Source organism: Clostridioides sp. ZZV14-6009 (genome assembly GCF_020658095.1).
GTDB lineage: Bacteria > Bacillota > Clostridia > Peptostreptococcales > Peptostreptococcaceae > Clostridioides.
The window spans coordinates 392,015-412,018 of record NZ_JAGWDG010000002.1 but is presented as its reverse complement, the minus strand read 5'-3'; the positions used below and the strand labels follow the sequence as shown (position 1 = coordinate 412,018).

The window sequence follows — 20,004 nt, the reverse complement described above, 5'->3', positions numbered from 1 at the left end:
CTATAAATGGAATTAAAAATATAAAAGTGCTTGTAATAACTATAGAAGTATAGTATAATATAAAATGTTGAAAATACGGGCGTTCCTCTGTTTACACTGGTCGGGTAGTTAAGAACGTCTATGATATCTAGGAGGAAGAAAGATGAATGAAATGCTAAGAGCAATTGAGCAAGAACAATTAAAAAATGAAGTTCCTAATTTTGGACCTGGGGACACAGTTAAAGTACACGTTAGAATTATAGAAGGAAAAAGAGAAAGAATACAAATATTCGAAGGTGTAGTATTAAAGAGACAAGGTGGAGGAGCAAGAGAGACTTTTACAGTTAGAAAAATGTCTTTCAATGTTGGTGTAGAAAGAACTTTCCCAGTTCACTCTCCAAAAATAGAAAAAATAGAAGTAACTAGAAAAGGTAAAGTAAGAAGAGCTAAACTAAACTACTTAAGAGGTAGAGTAGGTAAAGCTGCTAAGATAAAAGAAGCTAGAAATAGATAATTAAAAACTTTACTTATAAATGGGGGGCTGATTTATCAGTCCTCTTTCTATTTTAATTGAAATCATAACAAATAATTAAATTGTAAGTAGATATGATTATTTGTTGAAAATATACTATTTATTGATAGATTTAGGAATTTTAAAATTGAAAATAAAATCAATAAATATTGGATTATATTTTGAAATAATACTAAAAATAAGAAGATAATATTATGTAAAGTATGATGTTAAAAGGGTGACAATGTAAGGTCTTAAGTAGATATATTTTTAAGTAAAATTAGGTAATAATAACATACTATTTTAAAGGAGTGATATATGTGTCAAATGAATATGAAGAGTATCTTATGGATAATAATCTACATATAAACTGGTATCCAGGTCATATGAAGAAAACAAAAGAATTAGTAAAAAATAACTTAAAACTAATTGATGTAGTGGTTGAACTTTTAGATGCTAGAATCCCATTTAGTAGCAAAAATCCAGATATAGATATGCTTGTAGGAGATAAGCCTAGGGTAGTTGTATTAAATAAAAGCGATATGGCAGATAGAGATAAGTTAAATCAATGGATTGAGTACTATAAAAAGAATAACATAAAAGCTATACCAGTAGATACACTAAAAGGTGTAGGTATAAATAAGATAGTGGAAGAATGTAAGAATGTAACTAGAGAAAAAATGAGTTCTTTAAAAGATAAAGGAAGAAAAGAAAGAGCTATAAGAATAATGATAGTTGGTGTACCAAATGTAGGTAAATCATCTCTTATAAACAAATTAACAGGTAGAAAAAGTACTCAGACAGGAGATAAGCCAGGAGTAACTAAAGGTAAGCAATGGGTTAGATTAAAGGGAAATCTTGAACTTTTAGATACACCTGGAATACTTTGGCCAAAGTTTGAAGACCAAGAAGTTGCCTTAAACTTAGCATTTAGTAGAGCTATAAAAGATGAGATTTTAGATGTTGAGACTTTAGCTTTAAGACTTATAGAAAAACTTATGATAATAGAGCCAGAAAAGTTGAAAGCTAGATATAAATTAGACTCTTTAGGAGAAACTCCAATTGAAACAATGGATATGATTGGCCACAAAAGAGGATTCATAACAGGTGGGAAAGAGCTTGATTATACACGTATAGCTACTACTGTTTTAAATGAATTTAGAGATGGAAAAATAGGTAATATAACACTAGAAGTACCAGAGAGTGTTAAAAGATAGATTTTAAAGCTAGGTTAAAAAATTAATATTATTAAGTAAAAAAAAGCCTTTTTAAAAAGGTTTTTTTTACTTTTCTGAAATATAGACAAAAACTGTCACATAAAAGTATAAATTAGATTAGAAAACTTTAAAAAATATTAATTTAAGACAAATACACCTAATTTTTTGAAAATTAAAATCAGTGTGATAATTTGCAATTTTGGCATATTGACTTGCTTGTTTCATATAATATATAATAAGCACAAATAAATACAATATATTAAAAATTTAATTTATTTAATTTTATTAATTTAATAATGAATTCTTATTGTTTTAGTTAATTTATTTATGCAAACGTGAACAACTGAGAAACTTTATTAATTTAATAAGGTTAAAAAGGGGGATTTTATAATGGGTAAGACCAAAGATATGATAGTATTTGGATTTGCATTATTCGCAATGTTCTTTGGAGCAGGTAACTTAATATTTCCACCATATTTGGGAATAATTACAGGTCCAGAATGGTTAATTGCCTTCTTAGGATTTACATTTGCCGATGCTGGTTTGGCACTTCTAGCAGTAATGGCTACAGCTAAATTCGATGGAAACGTAGTAGAAATGTTTAAAAGATGTGGTATGAAATTAGGGATTCTTATAGGTTGTGTAGATATTTTATGTATAGGGCCATTCTTAGCTATACCAAGAACAGGTGCAACAACTTATGAAATGGGTATGATGCCTTTATTTGGAAGCTCAATTCCAGTGTTATTATTCTGTATAGTTTATTTTGCGATATCATATGTATTAACAATAAGACCATCTAAGGTCGTAGATATAGTTGGACAATTTTTAACTCCAGCTCTTCTAATAGCTTTAGCATTCATAATTATAAAAGGTGTTGTATCTCCTCTTGGAGAGATAATAGATAAACCTATGATACCTAATGTATTTGCAGAAGGTATTGGTCAAGGTTACCAGACAATGGATGCATTTGCAGCAATAGCACTTGCATCAGTACTGATAGTATCCTTAAATGAAAAAGGATATACTAGTATTAGTGAAAAGTTAAAGATGATTGGTAAAGCAGGTGTTCTTGCTTGTGGTGGCTTAGCATTAGTTTATGGGGGATTATGTTTCCTTGGAGCAACTGTATCAACAATGTATGGAACAGATGCAGTACAATCACAAGTAATAGTAAATATAACACAAGGATTGCTTGGAAATGTTGGGAAAGCGATTTTAGCAATAGTGGTATCTCTAGCATGTTTAACTACATCTATAGGTCTTACATCTGCAACAGGGCAATATTTTTCTAGACTTACAAAAGGTAAGTTAAGTTATGAAAAAATAGTATTAGCCGTATCTGTATTTAGTGCAGTAGTAGCATCTTTTGGTGTTGGAACTATAATAAAGATAGCATCTCCTATACTAAGTATAGTTTATCCACCATCAATTGTTTTAATAATTTTAGCTTTCTTTAATGAAAAAATTAAGAATGATAATGTATACAAAGGAGCAGTATATATGTCACTGCTTGTAAGTATATTAACTGTTATATCTAGTTATGGAGTAAGCGTTCCAGTAGTAAATTCTCTACCTCTTGCTTCATTAGGATTTAACTGGGTAATTCCAGTTGTAATAGCTGGAATAATTGGTAACTTTATACCATCAAAGAGTCAATCTAATACACTTGGAACAAATTAAATCTTATTTAATTGAAATATAGATATTTATAAATAAGGAGAGTTATCTATAATAAATGAAACTATTTATATAGATAACTCTTTTTATTTTTTGAGTATATACTAATTCCTTGTATTTAATATAGTAAAATTAGATAAAAGTATTAAAAAAAGATATGTTTATTTTTTAACAATATTGAGTCTTTATAAAAGATATTTAAAAGAATATTACAAGTTAAGATATGTGTATTAGTTGACTTTTACAAAAATATTATATAAATAAAATTGTGACAATAATAAAATAATAAAATGAAATTTAAGGCATTTGAACGTATAAATAACTTATGTAAATTACTAAATTGTTTTCTAATTAGTTTATATTAAGATTATTCATTAAATTCTAAAAAATAAGTAGAATAACTTGAATACTAGCAACTGCAAAGTTTTAGTAAGTTGGAACTTATAATATAGTTTCTATGAAGAAAAATAAATCAATAAATCATAATAAAAAATTTTCAGAAAAAATGATTTGAAGGTACTCAAGTAAGTAAAAAGTTTATAAGTGTAGAATTGAAATTCAGTAAAATTAATAGTGAGTTTAGCAAAATAAATACAAAATACTACAAGAATTAACGTAAATAGAAGTTATGACAAAAGGAAAACGATTTTCTAAGTATCATAATTTTGAAAATTAAAAAAATTAAAAATCATATTGACTGCTTTTTTTTCAGATTATATAATAAACACAAAATATTTAAAATTTAAATTGAACTCAAAAGATTATACACAAATAAAAAGGAGAGTGATGCATACATTAATATTGTCTATAAAGCAATATAAATTGGAAATAATGCAAATAATTCAAAAAGTCGCACAATTAAGATGATTTAAAAGTTTTAATTTTGTCAAGAAAAATTAAATAAAAATAAAAAAAACAGCTATGTTTAAAGTATACATGTTAATTTTATTTAATTAAGAAAGTTGTACTAAATATTGCGAAGATTTTATAAATTATGAAACATAATTGACAAGTTTAAGTCAAAAATGTATAATTAAATAAAATCTCGTCAAAAGGTTTTCATTTAAGAAGAGATTGGACTTATTTTTTGGTAAAATGTAATAAAAAGTAGTAAAATTCAAATGGGGGTGCTTTAAATGGGTGAGAAACAAATCAAGTTTAAAGATGTAATTGTAATTGGATTTGCACTATTTGCAATGTTTTTTGGTGCTGGGAACTTAATATTCCCTCCATATCTAGGAGTTTTATCTGGAAGTAGCTGGCTAGTAGCTTTCATAGGATTCCTTTTCGCAGATGGTGGTTTGGCATTATTAGCAGTTATAGCAGCAACTAAGTTCAATGGAGACACATCAAAAATGTTTTCAAGAGCTGGTAAAGGATTAAGTATTGTACTAGGATGTGCAATGGTAATCTGTATAGGGCCACTTTTGGCAATACCTAGAACAGCAGCAACAACTTATGAAATGGGTATACTACCTACAATAGGTTCAGGAATAAGCCCAGTAATATTCTCTATAGTATTCTTTGCTATAGTATTGGTTTTAACAATAAGACCATCAAAAGTTGTAGATATAGTTGGATCAATTTTAACTCCAGCTTTACTTATAGCTTTAGCAGTATTGATAGTTAAAGGTATTGTATCTCCATTAGGAGACATAAGAGATGCTTCTTTAATACAAAATGTGTTTTCAGAAGGTATAACTCAAGGATATCAAACAATGGATGCATTAGCAGCTAGTGTATTTGCATCAATTATAATCATGTCAGTAATATCTAAAGGATATACAGGTGAAAAAGAAAAGATGAAAGCTACAGTAAGTGCAGGTGTTATAGCGGTAATAGGTATGGCACTAGTTTATGGTGGATTATGTTACCTTGGAGCAACTGTATCTGAAATATATGGACAAGATGTTCAACAAACAGCTTTAATAGTTTCAATAACAGCAGCATTACTTGGAAATACAGGTAAGATTCTATTGGCTATTATAGTTGCATTAGCATGTTTAACAACAGCTATAGGTCTTTCTTCAGCAGCAGGTCAGTATTTCTCAACACTTACAAATGGAAAATTAAAATATGAGCATATAGTTATAGTAGTTTGTGTGTTTAGTGCAATCATATCAAACTTTGGAGTAAGTACAATAATAAAATTCTCTTCTCCTATATTAAGTATGGTATATCCAGCAACTATAACTCTAGTTATACTAGCATTATTTAGTAATCAAATTAAAAATGACAACGTATTCAAATGCGCTGCATATATGGCATTGTTAGTAAGTGTATTAACAGTTGCAACAAGCTTTGGTGTAAATATTCCTCTAGTTAATAGCTTACCATTAGCTTCATTAGGATTTAACTGGGTAGTTCCAGTTTTAATAGCAGGAATAATAGGAAACTTTATTCCATCTCAAAGTAGTAAAGCTGTACAATAATAAAGAATAATTAATACATATAGGAATTGCCTTAAAGTGATTAAAATCATTTAGGAGGCAATTCCTTTTTGATATGTAAAACTTTATATGTAAATGAATATTAAATACAGTAGATTAAAGATAGATTATTGTTAGGTTGAACTTTGTTATATATATTTACAAATAATATTTATGATATGTAACATATTTATATGTAAAATATAAAGAATTTATTGTTAATTTTAATGGTAAATAATGGAGTAAAAAATGATAAAATTTATAAAAAAATAAAGTATATAAGAGTATAATTACACTTTTATATACTTTTTTATATTATTTTTAAGTTTTTAATAGAAGATATTTAGAATATAGAAAGTTCATTTACTTAACTGAGAAAACTATAAAGCGTGTTATATTGAATATAAAATAGTATAATATATATTGTGTGAGATAATTAATATGAGAACATACAAATATAGAAAAAAGTTTGTTTAGAATTACAACTAATAGGTGTATTAATGTAATACTAATTTATTGGAGGTCTAAAAATGAAGTACATAATAAAGAGAGATGGGACAAAAGAACTTTTTAGTAAAAGTAAGATTGAAGATGCTGTCTATAAGGCTAGTATAAATAGTGAAGGTGGAGTAGACAGAGATTTAGCATATGATATATCTAGAAAAATCGCTAATGATTATAATTCTATGGAGGAATGCTTATCTGTAGAAGAAATCCAAGATATAGTGGAAGTATTACTTATGGAATCAAATAGAAAAGATATAGCAAAACACTACATATTATATAGAGAAAGACGTTCAGAAATAAGACATAAGGCTTGGGAGTTTGATGAATTACAAAAATCAATATGGAAAAATAAGTATAGACATAATGGAGAAAGTTTTGATGAATGGATAAAGAGAATTTCAAATAATAGTCCAAGGATATCAAAGTTAATAAGACAAAAGAGATTTTTATTTGCAGGTAGAATTTTAGCAAATAGAGGTTTACATAAAGAAGGTAAAAAAGTAACTTATTCTAATTGTTATGTGATAGAGCCACCAAAAGACAGTATAGAAGATATTTTTGACACTGCAAAAAAACTTGCTAGAACTTTTAGTTATGGTGGAGGGGTTGGAATTGATATTTCAAAATTAAGACCCAAAGGTGCAAAAGTAAATAATGCTGCAAAATATACAACTGGAGCAGTGTCTTTTATGGAACTTTATAGCATGACAACAGGTTTGATTGGTCAAAGAGGTAGAAGGGGAGCTCTTATGATTTCTATGGATGTAAATCATCCAGAAATAGAGGAATTTATAGATATAAAAACCGATTTGGAGAAGGTTACTAAAGCAAATATTTCTGTAAGAGTAACAGATGAGTTTATGCAAGCTGTAAAGGAAAAAAAATTGTATAATTGTACGTTTGAAGTTGAAACTACTGGAGAAAAAATAGTTAAGATAGTAAATGCATATGATTTGTTTAATAAGTTTGTTAAAAATAACTGGGATTATGCAGAACCAGGCATATTATTTTGGGATAAAATAAAAACATATAACCTTATGAGTGAAGATAAGGACTTTTGTTTTTCAGGGGTAAATCCTTGTGCAGAAGAGCCACTTCCAAGTGGAGGAAGCTGTTTGCTTGGCTCAATAAACTTATCAGAGTTTGTAATACAACCATTTGGGGAACATGCTACCTTTGATATTAATAAGTTAAAATCTTGTGTTAGAGAAGCTGTGGTAGCTTTAAATGATGTATTAGATGAGGGATTAAATTTACATCCATTACAAGAACAAAGGGATAGTGTCTACAAATATAGACAGATAGGCTTAGGTGTAATGGGTATTGCTGACATGCTTATAAAGATGGGGATAAGATATGGTTCTGATAAATCTTTAGAATTGTGTGATTTAATTGGTAAAACTATGCTTAACGAAGCTGTAAAACAATCAGCTTTAATTGCTAAAGAATACGGGACATTTAGTGAGTATAAATATGAAAATATTTCTAAATCTAGATTTTTTATAGAAAACTTAAATGATGATACTAAAGAGATGGTTAAAAAGTATGGGCTTAGAAACTCACAACTCTTAACTATACCTCCTACAGGTTCTATATCTACAATGATAGGTATTAGTGGAGGAATAGAACCTATATTTAATCTTTCATATATAAGAAAAACTGAAAGCTTACATGATGAAGATGTGTATTATAAAGTATATACTCCAATAGTTAAAGAATATATGGATAAAAAAGGTATTACAGATGAAGAATGTTTACCAGATTTTTTTGTTACTGCTATGAATATAGGATATGAAGAAAGAATAAATATGCAAAAAGTATGGCAAAAGTATATTGATGCTTCTATATCATCTACAATAAATATACCTTTTGAAACTACAATTGAAGATGTTTTTAACATATATGTTATGGCATGGCAAGCTGGTCTTAAGGGAGTGACAATATTTAGAGATGGATGCAAAAGGAGTGGAATCTTAATAAATGAAAAAAAAGAAGAAAATGATAAAGAAAATAACAAAAAAGAAGATAATAAAAAAGAATCTTATAAAAATAATAAAGAAGAAAAAGATAATAAAAAAGAAAAAGCCAAAGAATTAAAAAATAAAAATTTTGAAGAAGATGAAAAGTTTGTATGCCCTGAGTGTGGAAGTGAAGGAATTGCACACACAGGTGGATGTAGTATATGTTTAAAATGTGGATATAGTGGATGCAATTAAATTCTAAGTTAGTGGATTCTTAATATGTTTAAGACAATAATATTTTTACAGGTGAAAGATGAGGGGATAGTATGCAGAACAAAAGTGTGAGGGAGATTAAAGAAATAATTGAGACTTTAGAAGTTGAAAAGTATATGGAATATATAGAAATATTAAGAGTGGATGAAAGAAAATCTGTTCAAAGTCTGGCTATAAAGCTTGCCAAGAAGCTGGACAATATTAGAAAAGAAGCAGAAAGATTAGAAACTATAAATATGTTTGAAAATGAAGGATATAGTAAAGGCTATTTATATATTGGAGGAATTGATGAAGCTGGAAGAGGACCACTTGCAGGTCCTGTTGTAGCTTCAGTTGTAGTGTTTAAGCAAAATACAAAAATAGAAGGCGTAAATGATTCTAAGAAACTAAGTGAAGCAAAAAGAGATGAGCTTTTTGAAGTAATAAAAAAAGAAGCATTAGATTATGGAATAGGGATAGTAAATAACGAAGAAATAGATGAATTTAACATATTAAATGCCACATATATGGCAATGAAAAAAGCAATAAATTGTTTAAAACAAACACCAGATTATTTACTTGTTGATGCAGCGACAATACCAGGAATTGATATAGTTCAAAATCCAATTATAAAAGGAGATTCAAAATCTATATCAATAGCAGCAGCAAGTATATTGGCGAAGGTTACTAGGGATAGTATAATGTATCAATATGATAGAGTATATCCAGAATATGGATTTAAATCTCATAAGGGATATGGAACAAAAGAACACTATGAAGCTATTGAAAAACATGGGATAACTCCTATACATAGAAAAAGCTTCTTGAAAAATATACTGTAAACATAATGTGATATAATATGTACGATATAAATTACTATAATTAATGGGGGATTAGAGATGGATTATAATGAACTATTAAAAAATGCTAGAGAAAATTTAAATGGAAGTTGTAAAGTTTGTAAAGTTTGTAATGGAGTTGTCTGTGCAGGTGAAGTACCTGGTATGGGAGGTAAAGGAAGTGGTTCTTCTTTTATAGAAAATAGTAAGAGCTTAGAAAAAGTAAAAGTAAATATGAGAGTAATACATGATGTTTCAAATCCTGATACATCTATAGAAATATTTGGTAAAAAAATGAGTGCTCCTATATTTGCAGCTCCAGTAACAGGAACTACTTTAAATATGGGTGGAAAAATAAATGAAAGAGATTACATAGAACCAGTAGTTGCAGGATGTGCCAATAGTGGTATCTATGCAATGGTTGGAGATACAGCAGTAGATGCATTTTTAATGGAAAATTTAGATGTAGTTAAAAAGTATAATGGTGCTGGAATTGTATTTATTAAACCTTGGGACAATGAAAATATTATAAAAAAGATAAGACTAGCTGAAGAAGCTGGAGCGTTTGCAGTTGGAGTTGATATAGATGCTTGTGGTTTAGTAACTTTATCGCTACATGGAAAACCAGTGCTTCCTAAAAATATTGAGCAAATAAAAGAACTAGTTAACTCTACTAAATTACCATTTATATTAAAGGGAATAATGACTGTAGAAGATGCATTAATGGCAGTTGAAGCAGGTGTAGATGCAATAGTTGTATCAAATCATGGAGGAAGAGTACTTGACTGTACACCAGGAGCATGTGAAGTTTTACCAAAGATTGCTGAGGCTGTTAAAGGTAAAGTTACAATACTTGCAGATGGTGGAGTTAGAACAGGATTGGATGTATTAAAAATGATAGGCCTAGGGGCAGATGCAGTATTAATAGGAAGACCTTTTGTAACAGCTTCATTTGGTGGAGCAACTGATGGTGTAGAAACTTATGTAAATAAACTTCAATCAGAATTAAGTGGTTCTATGATATTAACTGGATGTCAAACTATAAAAGATATTGATGGAAAAGTTATATACAAATAAATTTTTATACAAAAAAGAGGAAAAATCATTTTAATGTAGAATAATTGTACAAAGGGGGAATTTATATGAGTAAAAAAGCTTATGAAGAAGCCTTAGTAGAATTGGAAAAATTTATTGATGAAAGAAAACAAATAGTTAAAAGTGCGGAGGAATGTATTGATAAGTACATAGTTGACAGAACGCTACCTTTTGATTACAAAGATAAATGTGTGGAATGGCAACAAGAGTTACTGGACACTCTAGAAGCACAGATTTTAGAAGCAAATGAATTAAATGTATTATTAAAAGAAAAAAAGGAACTTGAGGAAGATTAGGTTTTGTTGACCAAGTGTAAATCAGTAATATGATTTACACTTGGTTTTTTTAGGAAATCTAAGGTAAAGTATGGTAATAAATATGATTAATCTAAAAAATAAAACCAGTCTTTAAGACTGGTTTAATTATTACTTTTCGGATTTAGAATATGTTTTTTCATTTCTTCCAATACGATTGTATAAGATTTACATTGAGCAGCAGCTAATTCCGACAAAGCAAATCTCTGAGCTTTATTTAGAAAGTCCTTATCTGTACTACATAATTGTTTTGAACAATCTTGTATCATAAGCATCTTAATTAATTTTACAATCTCAAAGACATCTCCTGAATGAAATTTATCATGGTATAATTTAAGCCGTTGCTTTCTATCAAAAATCCATATACCATCTATTTTATCAATTGATTGGATAAAATTATTAACTTCATTTTCGTTCATAATTGGACGTACACCAATCTTGTCAGCATTCAAAACGGGAATCGAAATTTTAAGAGTGCTATTGAAAATGACAGTTAATTCATAGTATTTCTGCATATGTTTATTTATTTCCTTTGTTACAATATCACTTACATAACAGGCTCCTTCTTTTGGATACATCACACTTTCACCAATATTATACATATGTTAGTTATACCTCCAAACTGAATTTTAGATATTGCAATTGGGGTACAATGCTTTAATTATCTAATAATTAATATTATATCATAAAACTATTGACAAGTCAAAGGTATTAATATATAATAATAAGTTTATCATCGAAGATAGATAAAACTGACTATAAAAATATAATATAAAATGATTTAAAATATTGAAATATTATGTTAGTATTGTATAAAATTATATACTAACTATATTTAGTAATTATTAGTTTTTTGCAAAATCTCTTAATTTAAAACTTCCAGCTGTTACAAATACTATTCCAATAAGTATTAGAACGATTACATTTATTAAGATACTATCATTGATTCTAAGGGCATTTATAGTCCAGTAAAAAGGTGTAAGCTTTGATAGATTAGTCATAAATGATAATTCACTCATTGATGGTATCAGACTAGATATAGATATAGCTAAACCTATTAAAGAATAAAATGTAGTTACAAGGCTTATAGAACTTTCATTTTTAAATACTCTAGCTATCCAAAATACAAATCCAGTGGAAACAAAACTATTTGCTAGTACAATCATTAATATATTTGGGGTTAATTTAAAATCTCCAACAAATGTAAGGCATCCAAGTATTACAGTGTATAAAATTGCTTGAATAAAAAATAACCCTAAGAGTATACTAAAAATTATTTTTATATCTTTATGTTTTGTAGAAATAAGTCTCCTTAAAACATTTGATTTTTTTAATGTAAATAAGTCAGAGGCAAGATACGCTGCGTTAATATACATAAAATAACATATTAAGAAAACTGTTAAAAATGAATCTGTGTTTTTATCAGGCTTATTATCAACTATACTTGTTTTAGTTAATTTTTCATCCATATTTTTATCTATTTTTGATTTTAAAGAATTATTGATAAAAGATTCTATTTCTGATTCTGCCCAAAGACTACCACCACCATTTTCAGTTTTGAAACATTTAACAGCAGGTCGTTTTAAGTTATCTATATCAGTTGAAAAGTTTTTGTCCAAAACAAATACTGCAGAAACTTTATTATTTTTTAGTAAGTTCATAGCCTTATCTTCTTCATTTAATCTAAATGTGTTTTCCTTTAGCTTTGAATTATTTATCAATTTATGTTCATATTTTCCTGAAGAGTTAGAGACAACTGCTACTGGAGAAAAATACATTGATTGATTGTCTGATTTACTAGAAAAAAGGTTAAGAGAAACAATTAATATAATAGGAATCATGACCATACTAGCTAAAAGAGAAGGATTTTTTATATATCTTTTTATATTTGCAAGAATTAGTCTAATCATTATTAAATCTCCCTCCATTTATATTTTTCTTTTACAATAGAGAGTATAATCAATATTGTAGAAATAATTAAGCATGTTACAATTAAATTACTTATTGAATTTAAAGTCTTGAAACTTTCATAATCACTATACAGAGTTCCTATTAAATAAGTTGGAGATAAACTTACAAACTTACTAAAAGCTTCACTTATCATGTTAAAAATACCTCCAAAAATTGTTTGTAAGAAAAGTAATATATAGACTATGAATGTACCATATTTTTTACTAAAAAAACTAGTTACAAAAGTAGATATAGAAGTCATAAAATATGATGATATAGCACATATTAAGGTTAATGTGGCAAGATTACCTTTAAATGTTATTCCAAGTATCCTAAAGAATAAAACATATAATAATAGAAATATAAATGAATAAATCCATAAACCTACAAAGTCGTAAATTAAAAACTGCACTCTAGTTATAGGCATAGAATAAAGTCTTTTTGAAAGCCCTTTTGATTCACTTATATAATTCGATAAAATATTATTCATTATAAAAATTATTACAAGGAATCCTAATGAAACTAAAGCAAAGTATTCATATGAGTTTTGTTCAGTATCACTTTTTATTATAGAATTGGCAATAGAACTCTTATTAAACAACTTAGAAAACTCTTCTGAACTTAGTTTTTGAGAATTATTTAAATATAATTTTTCATGATAAGTATTTAATATATTTTGAAGTAGTACTGCTATGTCATCTCTAGTTCCAAGTTTTTCTATACTTAAAGTATTTGATTTTTCCTTTAAAATATTGTTTTCGTATCCTTTAGGTATTGTAAGTTTTAAATCTGCATCAGAATAATCTTTCTGTATTTTTAATACAGAAGATAAATCATCTTTTAAATAATTTGTCAAATTATTTGATAATTTGGAGTTATCTTTATCATATACAACAATTGACATAGGTTCTGTTTTTATAGGATTTTGAAACATATCTTCTGTTACCATTCCAAGGAACCCAGCTAAAAGTAGAGGTAGAGCTAAGAAATATATCAAATTAAGCATGAATGAGCTTTTCAGACCTTTTAACATAGTTTTTACACTTATATATAATTTCATAAAATCACCCCCATTAGTCCCTTAAGTTTTTACCTGTTAGATTTAAGAATACATCTTCTAAACTAGGTTCTTCATAAGAGATACGTATTACTTTTGAATTGTTTTTGTCAACAGCAGAAAGTACATCTGTTAACTGAAAGTTTTTATCTACATCTAATGTTATTACTGAAGTATTTTCTAAAACAGATATAACACCTTTAATATTTTTTAAATCAAATATAAGTTGAGCATTTATATTTTTTATTTCCATAATTAATTTTGTATTTGTAGACACTATTGATTTTAGGTAATTATTATCCCCAAAAGCAACTTCTTTACCTTCATCCATAATAAAGATTTTAGAACAAAGATGTTCAACCTCTTCCATATAATGAGATGTATATATAATAGTAGTTTTTTGCTTTTCAGATATATCTTTTATAAAATTAAAAATGTGATTTCTTGATTGAGGGTCAACACCTACAGTTGGTTCATCTAATATTAATATTTTAGGATGATTTAAAAGTGCTATCCCAATATTTAATCTTCTTTGCATACCACCAGATAGTTTTTTTACTTTTTTCTTTTTAACTTCAGCTAGACCTGTAACTTCCAAGGCTTCATTGATTCTCTCTTGAAGCAACTTACCCTTTAATCCATAAAAAGCTCCAAAGTATTCTAAGTTATCAAAAGGAGTTAGTGTTTCCATAACTGCTAACTCTTGTGGAACTAATCCTATTATGGATTTTGCACTCATAGGATTTGCTGACAAATCTACACCATTTATTTGAATATTACCGCTATTTGGTAAAGTAAGATTGGTAATTATATTTATAAGTGTAGATTTACCAGCACCATTTGGACCAATAAGCCCAAATATTTCCCCCTTTTTAACAGAAAAACTAATGTTATCAAGTGCTAACTTATCATTAAATCTTTTTGTTATATTATTTACTTTAACTATATCCATAAAAATCCCTCCCAAAATGTTTTTGTGCAATTTAAAAATCTATAATATTATAATAAAGAATTATTAGGTGTATTTCTATTACTATAAGTCACTAAAAAAAGTGACTTAAGTCACTTTATAGTTTTAGCTTTATTATAAGTTAAGTTTTTGAAAATTTTGTTTATAGTTTAGACTTTTTATTGACATACTATATTACAATTTTAGTTTTGAAAGCAAATATAGCCAATTGAGTCCTATCTCTAAGCTCCAATTTGCCTAAAATATTAGTTATATTATTTTTTATGGTACCCTCAGATAAAAATAATTCTTGACTTATTTCTTTATTACTAAGTCCATGTGCAATTAATTTAATTATGGATATTTCTTTTTCAGTTAAATTATATATATTAGAAATATGCTCATGTTCAACAGTTTTTTCAGATGACATGATTTTTTCAGCTACATTTTTGTCAAGTACAACATTGCCAAAAAATGAAGAGCGTATCCCCTCATGCAATACTTCATCAGAGCTGTCTTTTAGAAGGTAACCTGAAGCTCCAAACTTCATTGCATCTTTTATATACTCATCATCATTAAAGGTAGTTAAAATTAATAGTGCTATTGACTCATCATATTCTTTTATAAGTCTTGTGCCTAAAACACCATCACAAATATTCATTCTAATGTCCATAAGAACAACATCTACATCATTTGACTTACAAAATTCTAAAGCCTCATATCCATTAGAGGCATCTCCAATTATCTCCAAATCATCATAAGATGACAATATAATCTTAAGACCTTTCCTAATTAATTTTTCATCATCAACTATAAGAACTTTAATTTTACTCAAAAAAATCACCCCCTAAAAATTTGGGAAAAGAAGCTCTAATTGTAAATCCATCATTGTGATTATCAAATTCAACTTTTCCATTTAGTTCATATATTCTTTCGCTAATACTGTTAATTCCATTTCCTTTTTTTATATTTTCACATCCTATACCATTATCACTAATCGTAATTATAAGATTTGAAGGATTAAATGTTATAAAAATTTTGATTTCACTTGCTTTTCCATGTCTTGATGCATTGGAAAGCGATTCTTGAATAAGTCTATATAAAGCTATAGACTGAGCTCTAGATAGGCTCCAAGTGTTTCTTGATATAGTTAGTCTTACATTAATATTTGTAAGCTTAATAAAGCTTTTAATTAGTTCTTTAATTTTAAACAAATTTTGATAATTTTCATATTCAATAGGCTTTAACTCAGAGATAGCTCTTCTAACATCTTGAAAACTTTCATTTACGAATTCTCTAAGTTCATGTACTAAATCAGATACTTCGGGCTTATCATTTAAGAGCTTTTCTATGGCACTTAACTGTATTATTGTTGTAGAAAGAGAATGTCCAACACTATCGTGTATTTCTCTAGATATTCGGTTTCTCTCTTTTAAAATGGCTAGTTCTTCTATAGAACTTGCATAAATTTCTAAATCAGAATTAGATTTTTTTAATTTATCTTTAGAAATTCTAAGTTTATCATAAAGGCTTTGATTGTATAGTTTAGATATATTTTCACTTTCTATATATATAGAAAGTATAGATATAATCAATAATATTGAACTTGATTCCAAAGCTAGATACAAGTTTTTATCTAAACTAATAATAAAGGAAGATACTATAATGAAAAACAATAATATGTATTTGTATTTTTCATTTATAAAAAATGATATGTCCAAAATTAAAGGAACAAAGTAAAGTGAATTAAAAGTCTTTGTATAATTATACAATATAAAAATTAAGATAAGCTCTAAAAAATAAGAAATAAGTACAATTCTATTCTTGTTTGATAAAGAAAAAAATCTGACTTGATTATTTATTATAATTAGAAATAATATTATTATTGTCATAATTGAATACATTGTATTTTCAGCATTGTTTAGATAACTTACAATCAATATAAATAGGGATAAATATCGTATAAAAGTAACTAATTTTTTTCTGTTCATTAAAAACATTCCTCCATAAAAATAAACTTTCCTTATGAAAACTAGAATAATATCATAAAAGAATAAAGTCAATAGAGGTATCTATTAATATTAATGAAAATAAAATCAATCTAAAAAATTTGAATAGTTAAATTGTATACTGACCATAATCAAAAAGTAAAAATCTAATGTATTGGAGTAAAAAATGAATAACAAAGAAAAAGGTGATTTTGGAGAAGAAGTAGCAATTAATTATTTATTGTCAAAAGGTGCAAAACTACTAGAAAAAAACTACAGATTAAAGATTGGAGAAGTAGATATAATAGTAAGGATGGATGATGAGATTGTATTTGTAGAAGTAAAATCAAGGTCTAATTTAAGGTATGGTTATCCTTGTGAATCTGTAAATTTCAAGAAGAGAAAAAAGATAGTTGAGATTGCTAAATACTATATCACAAAAAATAATTTACATAATATTCCCATAAGGTTTGATGTTGTAGAAGTTTATTTATCAGAAAAAAGAGTAAATCACATAATGAATGCTTTTTAAGAAAGATAAAGTTTTGGAAAGGATTACTATATGTTAAGTATTATTAATTCGAGTAATTTAATAGGAATTGAGAGTTTTCTAGTAAAGGTTGAGGTGGATACAAGTAATGGTATACCTAGCTTCAATATTGTCGGGCTTCCAAGTAAAGAAATTAAAGAGGCGAGAGAGAGAGTTAAATCAGCTATTATCAACAGTGGATATAAATTTCCAAATACAAGAATTGTTGTAAATTTATCACCAGCAGATATAAAAAAAGAAGGTGCTTTTTTAGATTTATCAATAAGTATAGGTCTTTTAAGAGGATTAATAAAAAAGGATGAAAATTATATAAGAGAAAGTATGTTTATAGGAGAATTATCATTAGATGGAAAAATAAGAAAAGTAAGAGGTATATTACCCATAATTATAGGTGCAAAGACTCAAAATATAAAACGTATTTTTATACCAGTTGACAATATAAAAGAAAGTCTATTTATAGAAGAAATTGATATAATACCTATTAAAAGTTTAAAAGAATGTATAGGTTTTTTAAACGGAGAAATAAAAGTCGATAAAGAAAAAATAATGTCTTTTTTAAATGAAGAAATAGAAACAAATAGTAACTATACATATTGTAAATATCCTGAATTTTATGATACAAAAGAAAGCAAATATGATGAAGATTTTAATGATGTTAGAGGAAATTATTTTATAAAGAGAAGCGCAGAGATAGCTGCTGCTGGAAATCATAATATGCTTATGATTGGGCCTCCAGGCTCAGGTAAAACAATGATTGCAAAAAGAGTAATAACAATTTTACCAGATATAAGTGTAGAAGAGATGATAGAGGTAAGTAAGGTTTATAGTGTATTGGGTATGATAGATGAAAATAAAGGCATAATTGATAAGAGACCTTTTAGGGCTCCTCATCATACGACTACAAAGCAGTCTTTAATTGGAGGAGGAACAGATGCAAGACCTGGAGAAGTAGCACTAGCACATAGAGGTATTTTGTTTTTAGATGAAATCGCTGAGTTTGATAGGAAAATCCTTGAGACTTTGAGACAACCTATAGAAGATGGATATGTAAATATATCTAGAGTAAAGTACAGTACAAAATATCCTTGTAGAGTGTTACTAATTGCAGCTATGAATCCATGTCCATGTGGTTATTATATGTCAAATACAGAGTGTAGATGTAGGAGTAATGAAATTAATAAATACATAAATAAAATATCAGGACCATTATTAGATAGGTTTGATATTTTTGTAGAAGTAAATACTGTAAAATATGATGATTTAAATTCATCAAAACAAGAAGAAAGTTCTCAAAAAATAAAGATAAGAGTAGAAAATGCTAGAAAAATACAAATAAATAGATTTAAAAAAGATAATATAAAAAATAATAGTGAAATTAAGGCCTCTAATTTATTAAAATATTGTAAATTAGAAAAAGAAGCTTCAAAAATGGCTAAAGTAATATTTAATAAATATAACTTAAGTAGTAGAAGTTATACAAAACTTTTAAAGATGGCAAGAACAATAGCTGATTTAGAAGGAATAGAGTTGATAAATTCACAATGTATTATAGAAGCTTTTTCATTTAGAAGAGCTTATTATAGTTATTTTAAATAGGTTTTTGAGGTGTATTTTATGAAGAAAAAAGATATCTATTTATGGTTAAAATCAATTAGTGGAATAACAACAAAAACAATTGAAATAATAGAAAATGATATAGTAAATATTGAAGATATATTTGATTTTTCTGAAAAAGAAATATATAATTTAAAAAATATAAGCTTGAATATTAGAAAAAATATAGTAAAATATAGAGGTCACGCTTATTTAGAAAATATAAAAGAACTACTTTACAAAAAATCAATTAAATATATTTGCCAATATGATGAAGAATATCCTGAAAATTTGAAGAATATATACAATGCTCCAAAGTTATTATTTTACAAAGGTGACATAAGTTTAGTTAATAATAATTTTAATATAGCTATAGTAGGTTCAAGAAAGCCTACAGCTTATGGAATTAGTTGTGCAAAAACAATGAGTTGTCAATTGTCCCAATATGGAGTTAATATAGTAAGTGGATTAGCCATAGGAATAGATGCATATTCACATATAGGTTGTATGAATGGAAAATCTAAGACTATAGCAGTGCTTGGGTCAGGAGTAGACAACCCTCTTCCAAAACAAAATTTACATTTATCAAATAAAATATTAGAAAATGGGGGACTATTATTATCAGAGTATAATATTAATTCAACAGTAGCTCCATACCATTTTTCTAATAGAAATAGAATTATTAGTGGATTAAGTGATGGAGTAGTGGTTGTAGAAGCCGCAATACGAAGTGGTGCATTAATAACAGTAGAGTTTGCTCTTGAACATGGGAAAAATGTTTTTGCGATACCTGGTAATATAAATTCTCAAATGAGTAGAGGATGTCATAAAATTATAAAAGAAGGTGCGAAATTAATTGAAAATATAGATGATATTTTGAATGAGTATAACATATTTAATATTATTGATAAAAAAATAAATCAAAAATATGATAATATAAGTTTAAATGCCAAGTCTAAGCAAATAATTGAAGCTATAAAAAGAGAAGGAAGCTTGCATATAGATAGTATTTGTGATTATACTGGTATAGAAATAAAGTATGTAAATTCAATAATCAATGAATTAGTACTAAATGAGTTAGTAGTAGAGATGAATAATAAAACGTACAGTTTAAATGTATAAATTAAGATTAG

Annotated in this window: 17 protein-coding genes; 11 read left to right on the top strand and 6 right to left on the bottom strand. The window is 27.2% G+C overall.

Translation table 11 applies throughout. From position 1 onward, the window contains the following. Positions 1-142 precede the first annotated feature (142 nt). The 8 genes from rplS to KGF36_RS05155 all read left to right on the top strand — a co-directional run bounded on the left by rplS (position 143) and on the right by KGF36_RS05155 (position 10,766). A complete protein-coding gene (rplS, locus tag KGF36_RS05190; protein ID WP_227434167.1) occupies positions 143-493 on the top strand; it encodes a 50S ribosomal protein L19 in 351 nt (116 codons plus the stop codon). 317 nt (positions 494-810) lie between these two features. Next, a complete protein-coding gene (gene ylqF / locus KGF36_RS05185) occupies positions 811-1,707 on the top strand; it encodes a ribosome biogenesis GTPase YlqF (protein ID WP_227827153.1) in 897 nt (298 codons plus the stop codon). A 390-nt stretch (positions 1,708-2,097) separates the two neighbouring features. Then, on the top strand, positions 2,098-3,390 hold the full coding sequence (gene brnQ / locus KGF36_RS05180) for a branched-chain amino acid transport system II carrier protein (protein WP_227827154.1): 1,293 nt from the start codon (positions 2,098-2,100) through the stop codon (positions 3,388-3,390). A 1,133-nt stretch (positions 3,391-4,523) separates the two neighbouring features. After that, positions 4,524-5,819 (top strand): branched-chain amino acid transport system II carrier protein, encoded by a 1,296-nt coding sequence (gene brnQ, locus KGF36_RS05175; RefSeq protein WP_227827155.1) that lies wholly within the window; start codon positions 4,524-4,526, stop codon positions 5,817-5,819. 527 nt (positions 5,820-6,346) lie between these two features. Next, positions 6,347-8,539 carry an adenosylcobalamin-dependent ribonucleoside-diphosphate reductase gene (locus tag KGF36_RS05170; protein ID WP_227827156.1) on the top strand — a complete coding sequence of 731 codons (2,193 nt, stop codon included), beginning with the start codon at positions 6,347-6,349 and terminating at the stop codon, positions 8,537-8,539. 71 nt (positions 8,540-8,610) lie between these two features. Further along, positions 8,611-9,378, top strand: coding sequence for a ribonuclease HII (locus tag KGF36_RS05165; protein WP_227827157.1), 768 nt, complete (start codon positions 8,611-8,613; stop codon positions 9,376-9,378). 57 nt (positions 9,379-9,435) lie between these two features. Further along, complete coding sequence (locus tag KGF36_RS05160) at positions 9,436-10,452, top strand: alpha-hydroxy-acid oxidizing protein (protein WP_227827158.1); 1,017 nt, start codon at positions 9,436-9,438, stop codon at positions 10,450-10,452. 65 nt (positions 10,453-10,517) lie between these two features. Then, entirely contained in the window at positions 10,518-10,766 is a 249-nt protein-coding gene (locus KGF36_RS05155; RefSeq protein ID WP_227827159.1) for a hypothetical protein, read from the top strand. 122 nt (positions 10,767-10,888) lie between these two features. Here KGF36_RS05155 and KGF36_RS05150 read toward each other — a convergent pair whose 3' ends face one another. From KGF36_RS05150 to KGF36_RS05125, 6 genes are all read right to left on the bottom strand, one after another. Next, on the bottom strand, positions 10,889-11,386 hold the full coding sequence (locus KGF36_RS05150) for a CarD family transcriptional regulator (RefSeq protein ID WP_227827160.1): 498 nt from the start codon (positions 11,384-11,386) through the stop codon (positions 10,889-10,891). Positions 11,387-11,629: 243 nt separating this feature from the next. Beyond that, positions 11,630-12,694, bottom strand: a complete 1,065-nt coding sequence (locus KGF36_RS05145) for an ABC transporter permease (protein WP_227827161.1) — start codon at positions 12,692-12,694, stop codon at positions 11,630-11,632. Positions 12,695-12,696: 2 nt separating this feature from the next. Then, the gene (locus KGF36_RS05140; protein ID WP_227827162.1) at positions 12,697-13,794 is read right to left on the bottom strand and encodes an ABC transporter permease; all 1,098 of its coding nucleotides are present in this window, start codon (positions 13,792-13,794) and stop codon (positions 12,697-12,699) included. Between the two features lie 13 nt (positions 13,795-13,807). Next, positions 13,808-14,743 carry an ATP-binding cassette domain-containing protein gene (locus tag KGF36_RS05135; RefSeq protein WP_227827163.1) on the bottom strand — a complete coding sequence of 312 codons (936 nt, stop codon included), beginning with the start codon at positions 14,741-14,743 and terminating at the stop codon, positions 13,808-13,810. Positions 14,744-14,930: 187 nt separating this feature from the next. Next, positions 14,931-15,575: a response regulator transcription factor gene (locus tag KGF36_RS05130; protein ID WP_227827164.1), complete on the bottom strand. Its 645-nt coding sequence runs from the start codon at positions 15,573-15,575 to the stop codon at positions 14,931-14,933. Next, complete coding sequence (locus KGF36_RS05125; protein WP_227827165.1) at positions 15,568-16,731, bottom strand: sensor histidine kinase; 1,164 nt, start codon at positions 16,729-16,731, stop codon at positions 15,568-15,570. Before KGF36_RS05125 ends, KGF36_RS05130 begins: the two co-directional genes overlap by 8 nt. 184 nt (positions 16,732-16,915) lie before the next feature. Between KGF36_RS05125 and KGF36_RS05120 the strand changes: the two genes are divergently transcribed. Genes KGF36_RS05120 through dprA form a run of 3 tightly spaced genes read left to right on the top strand, consistent with a single transcriptional unit; the run spans position 16,916 to position 19,993 of the window. Then, positions 16,916-17,260 (top strand): YraN family protein, encoded by a 345-nt coding sequence (locus tag KGF36_RS05120; RefSeq protein ID WP_227827166.1) that lies wholly within the window; start codon positions 16,916-16,918, stop codon positions 17,258-17,260. Positions 17,261-17,290: 30 nt separating this feature from the next. Beyond that, complete coding sequence (locus KGF36_RS05115; RefSeq protein WP_227827167.1) at positions 17,291-18,874, top strand: YifB family Mg chelatase-like AAA ATPase; 1,584 nt, start codon at positions 17,291-17,293, stop codon at positions 18,872-18,874. Positions 18,875-18,892: 18 nt separating this feature from the next. Further along, positions 18,893-19,993 (top strand): DNA-processing protein DprA, encoded by a 1,101-nt coding sequence (gene dprA / locus KGF36_RS05110; protein ID WP_227827168.1) that lies wholly within the window; start codon positions 18,893-18,895, stop codon positions 19,991-19,993. Positions 19,994-20,004: the final 11 nt, after the last annotated feature.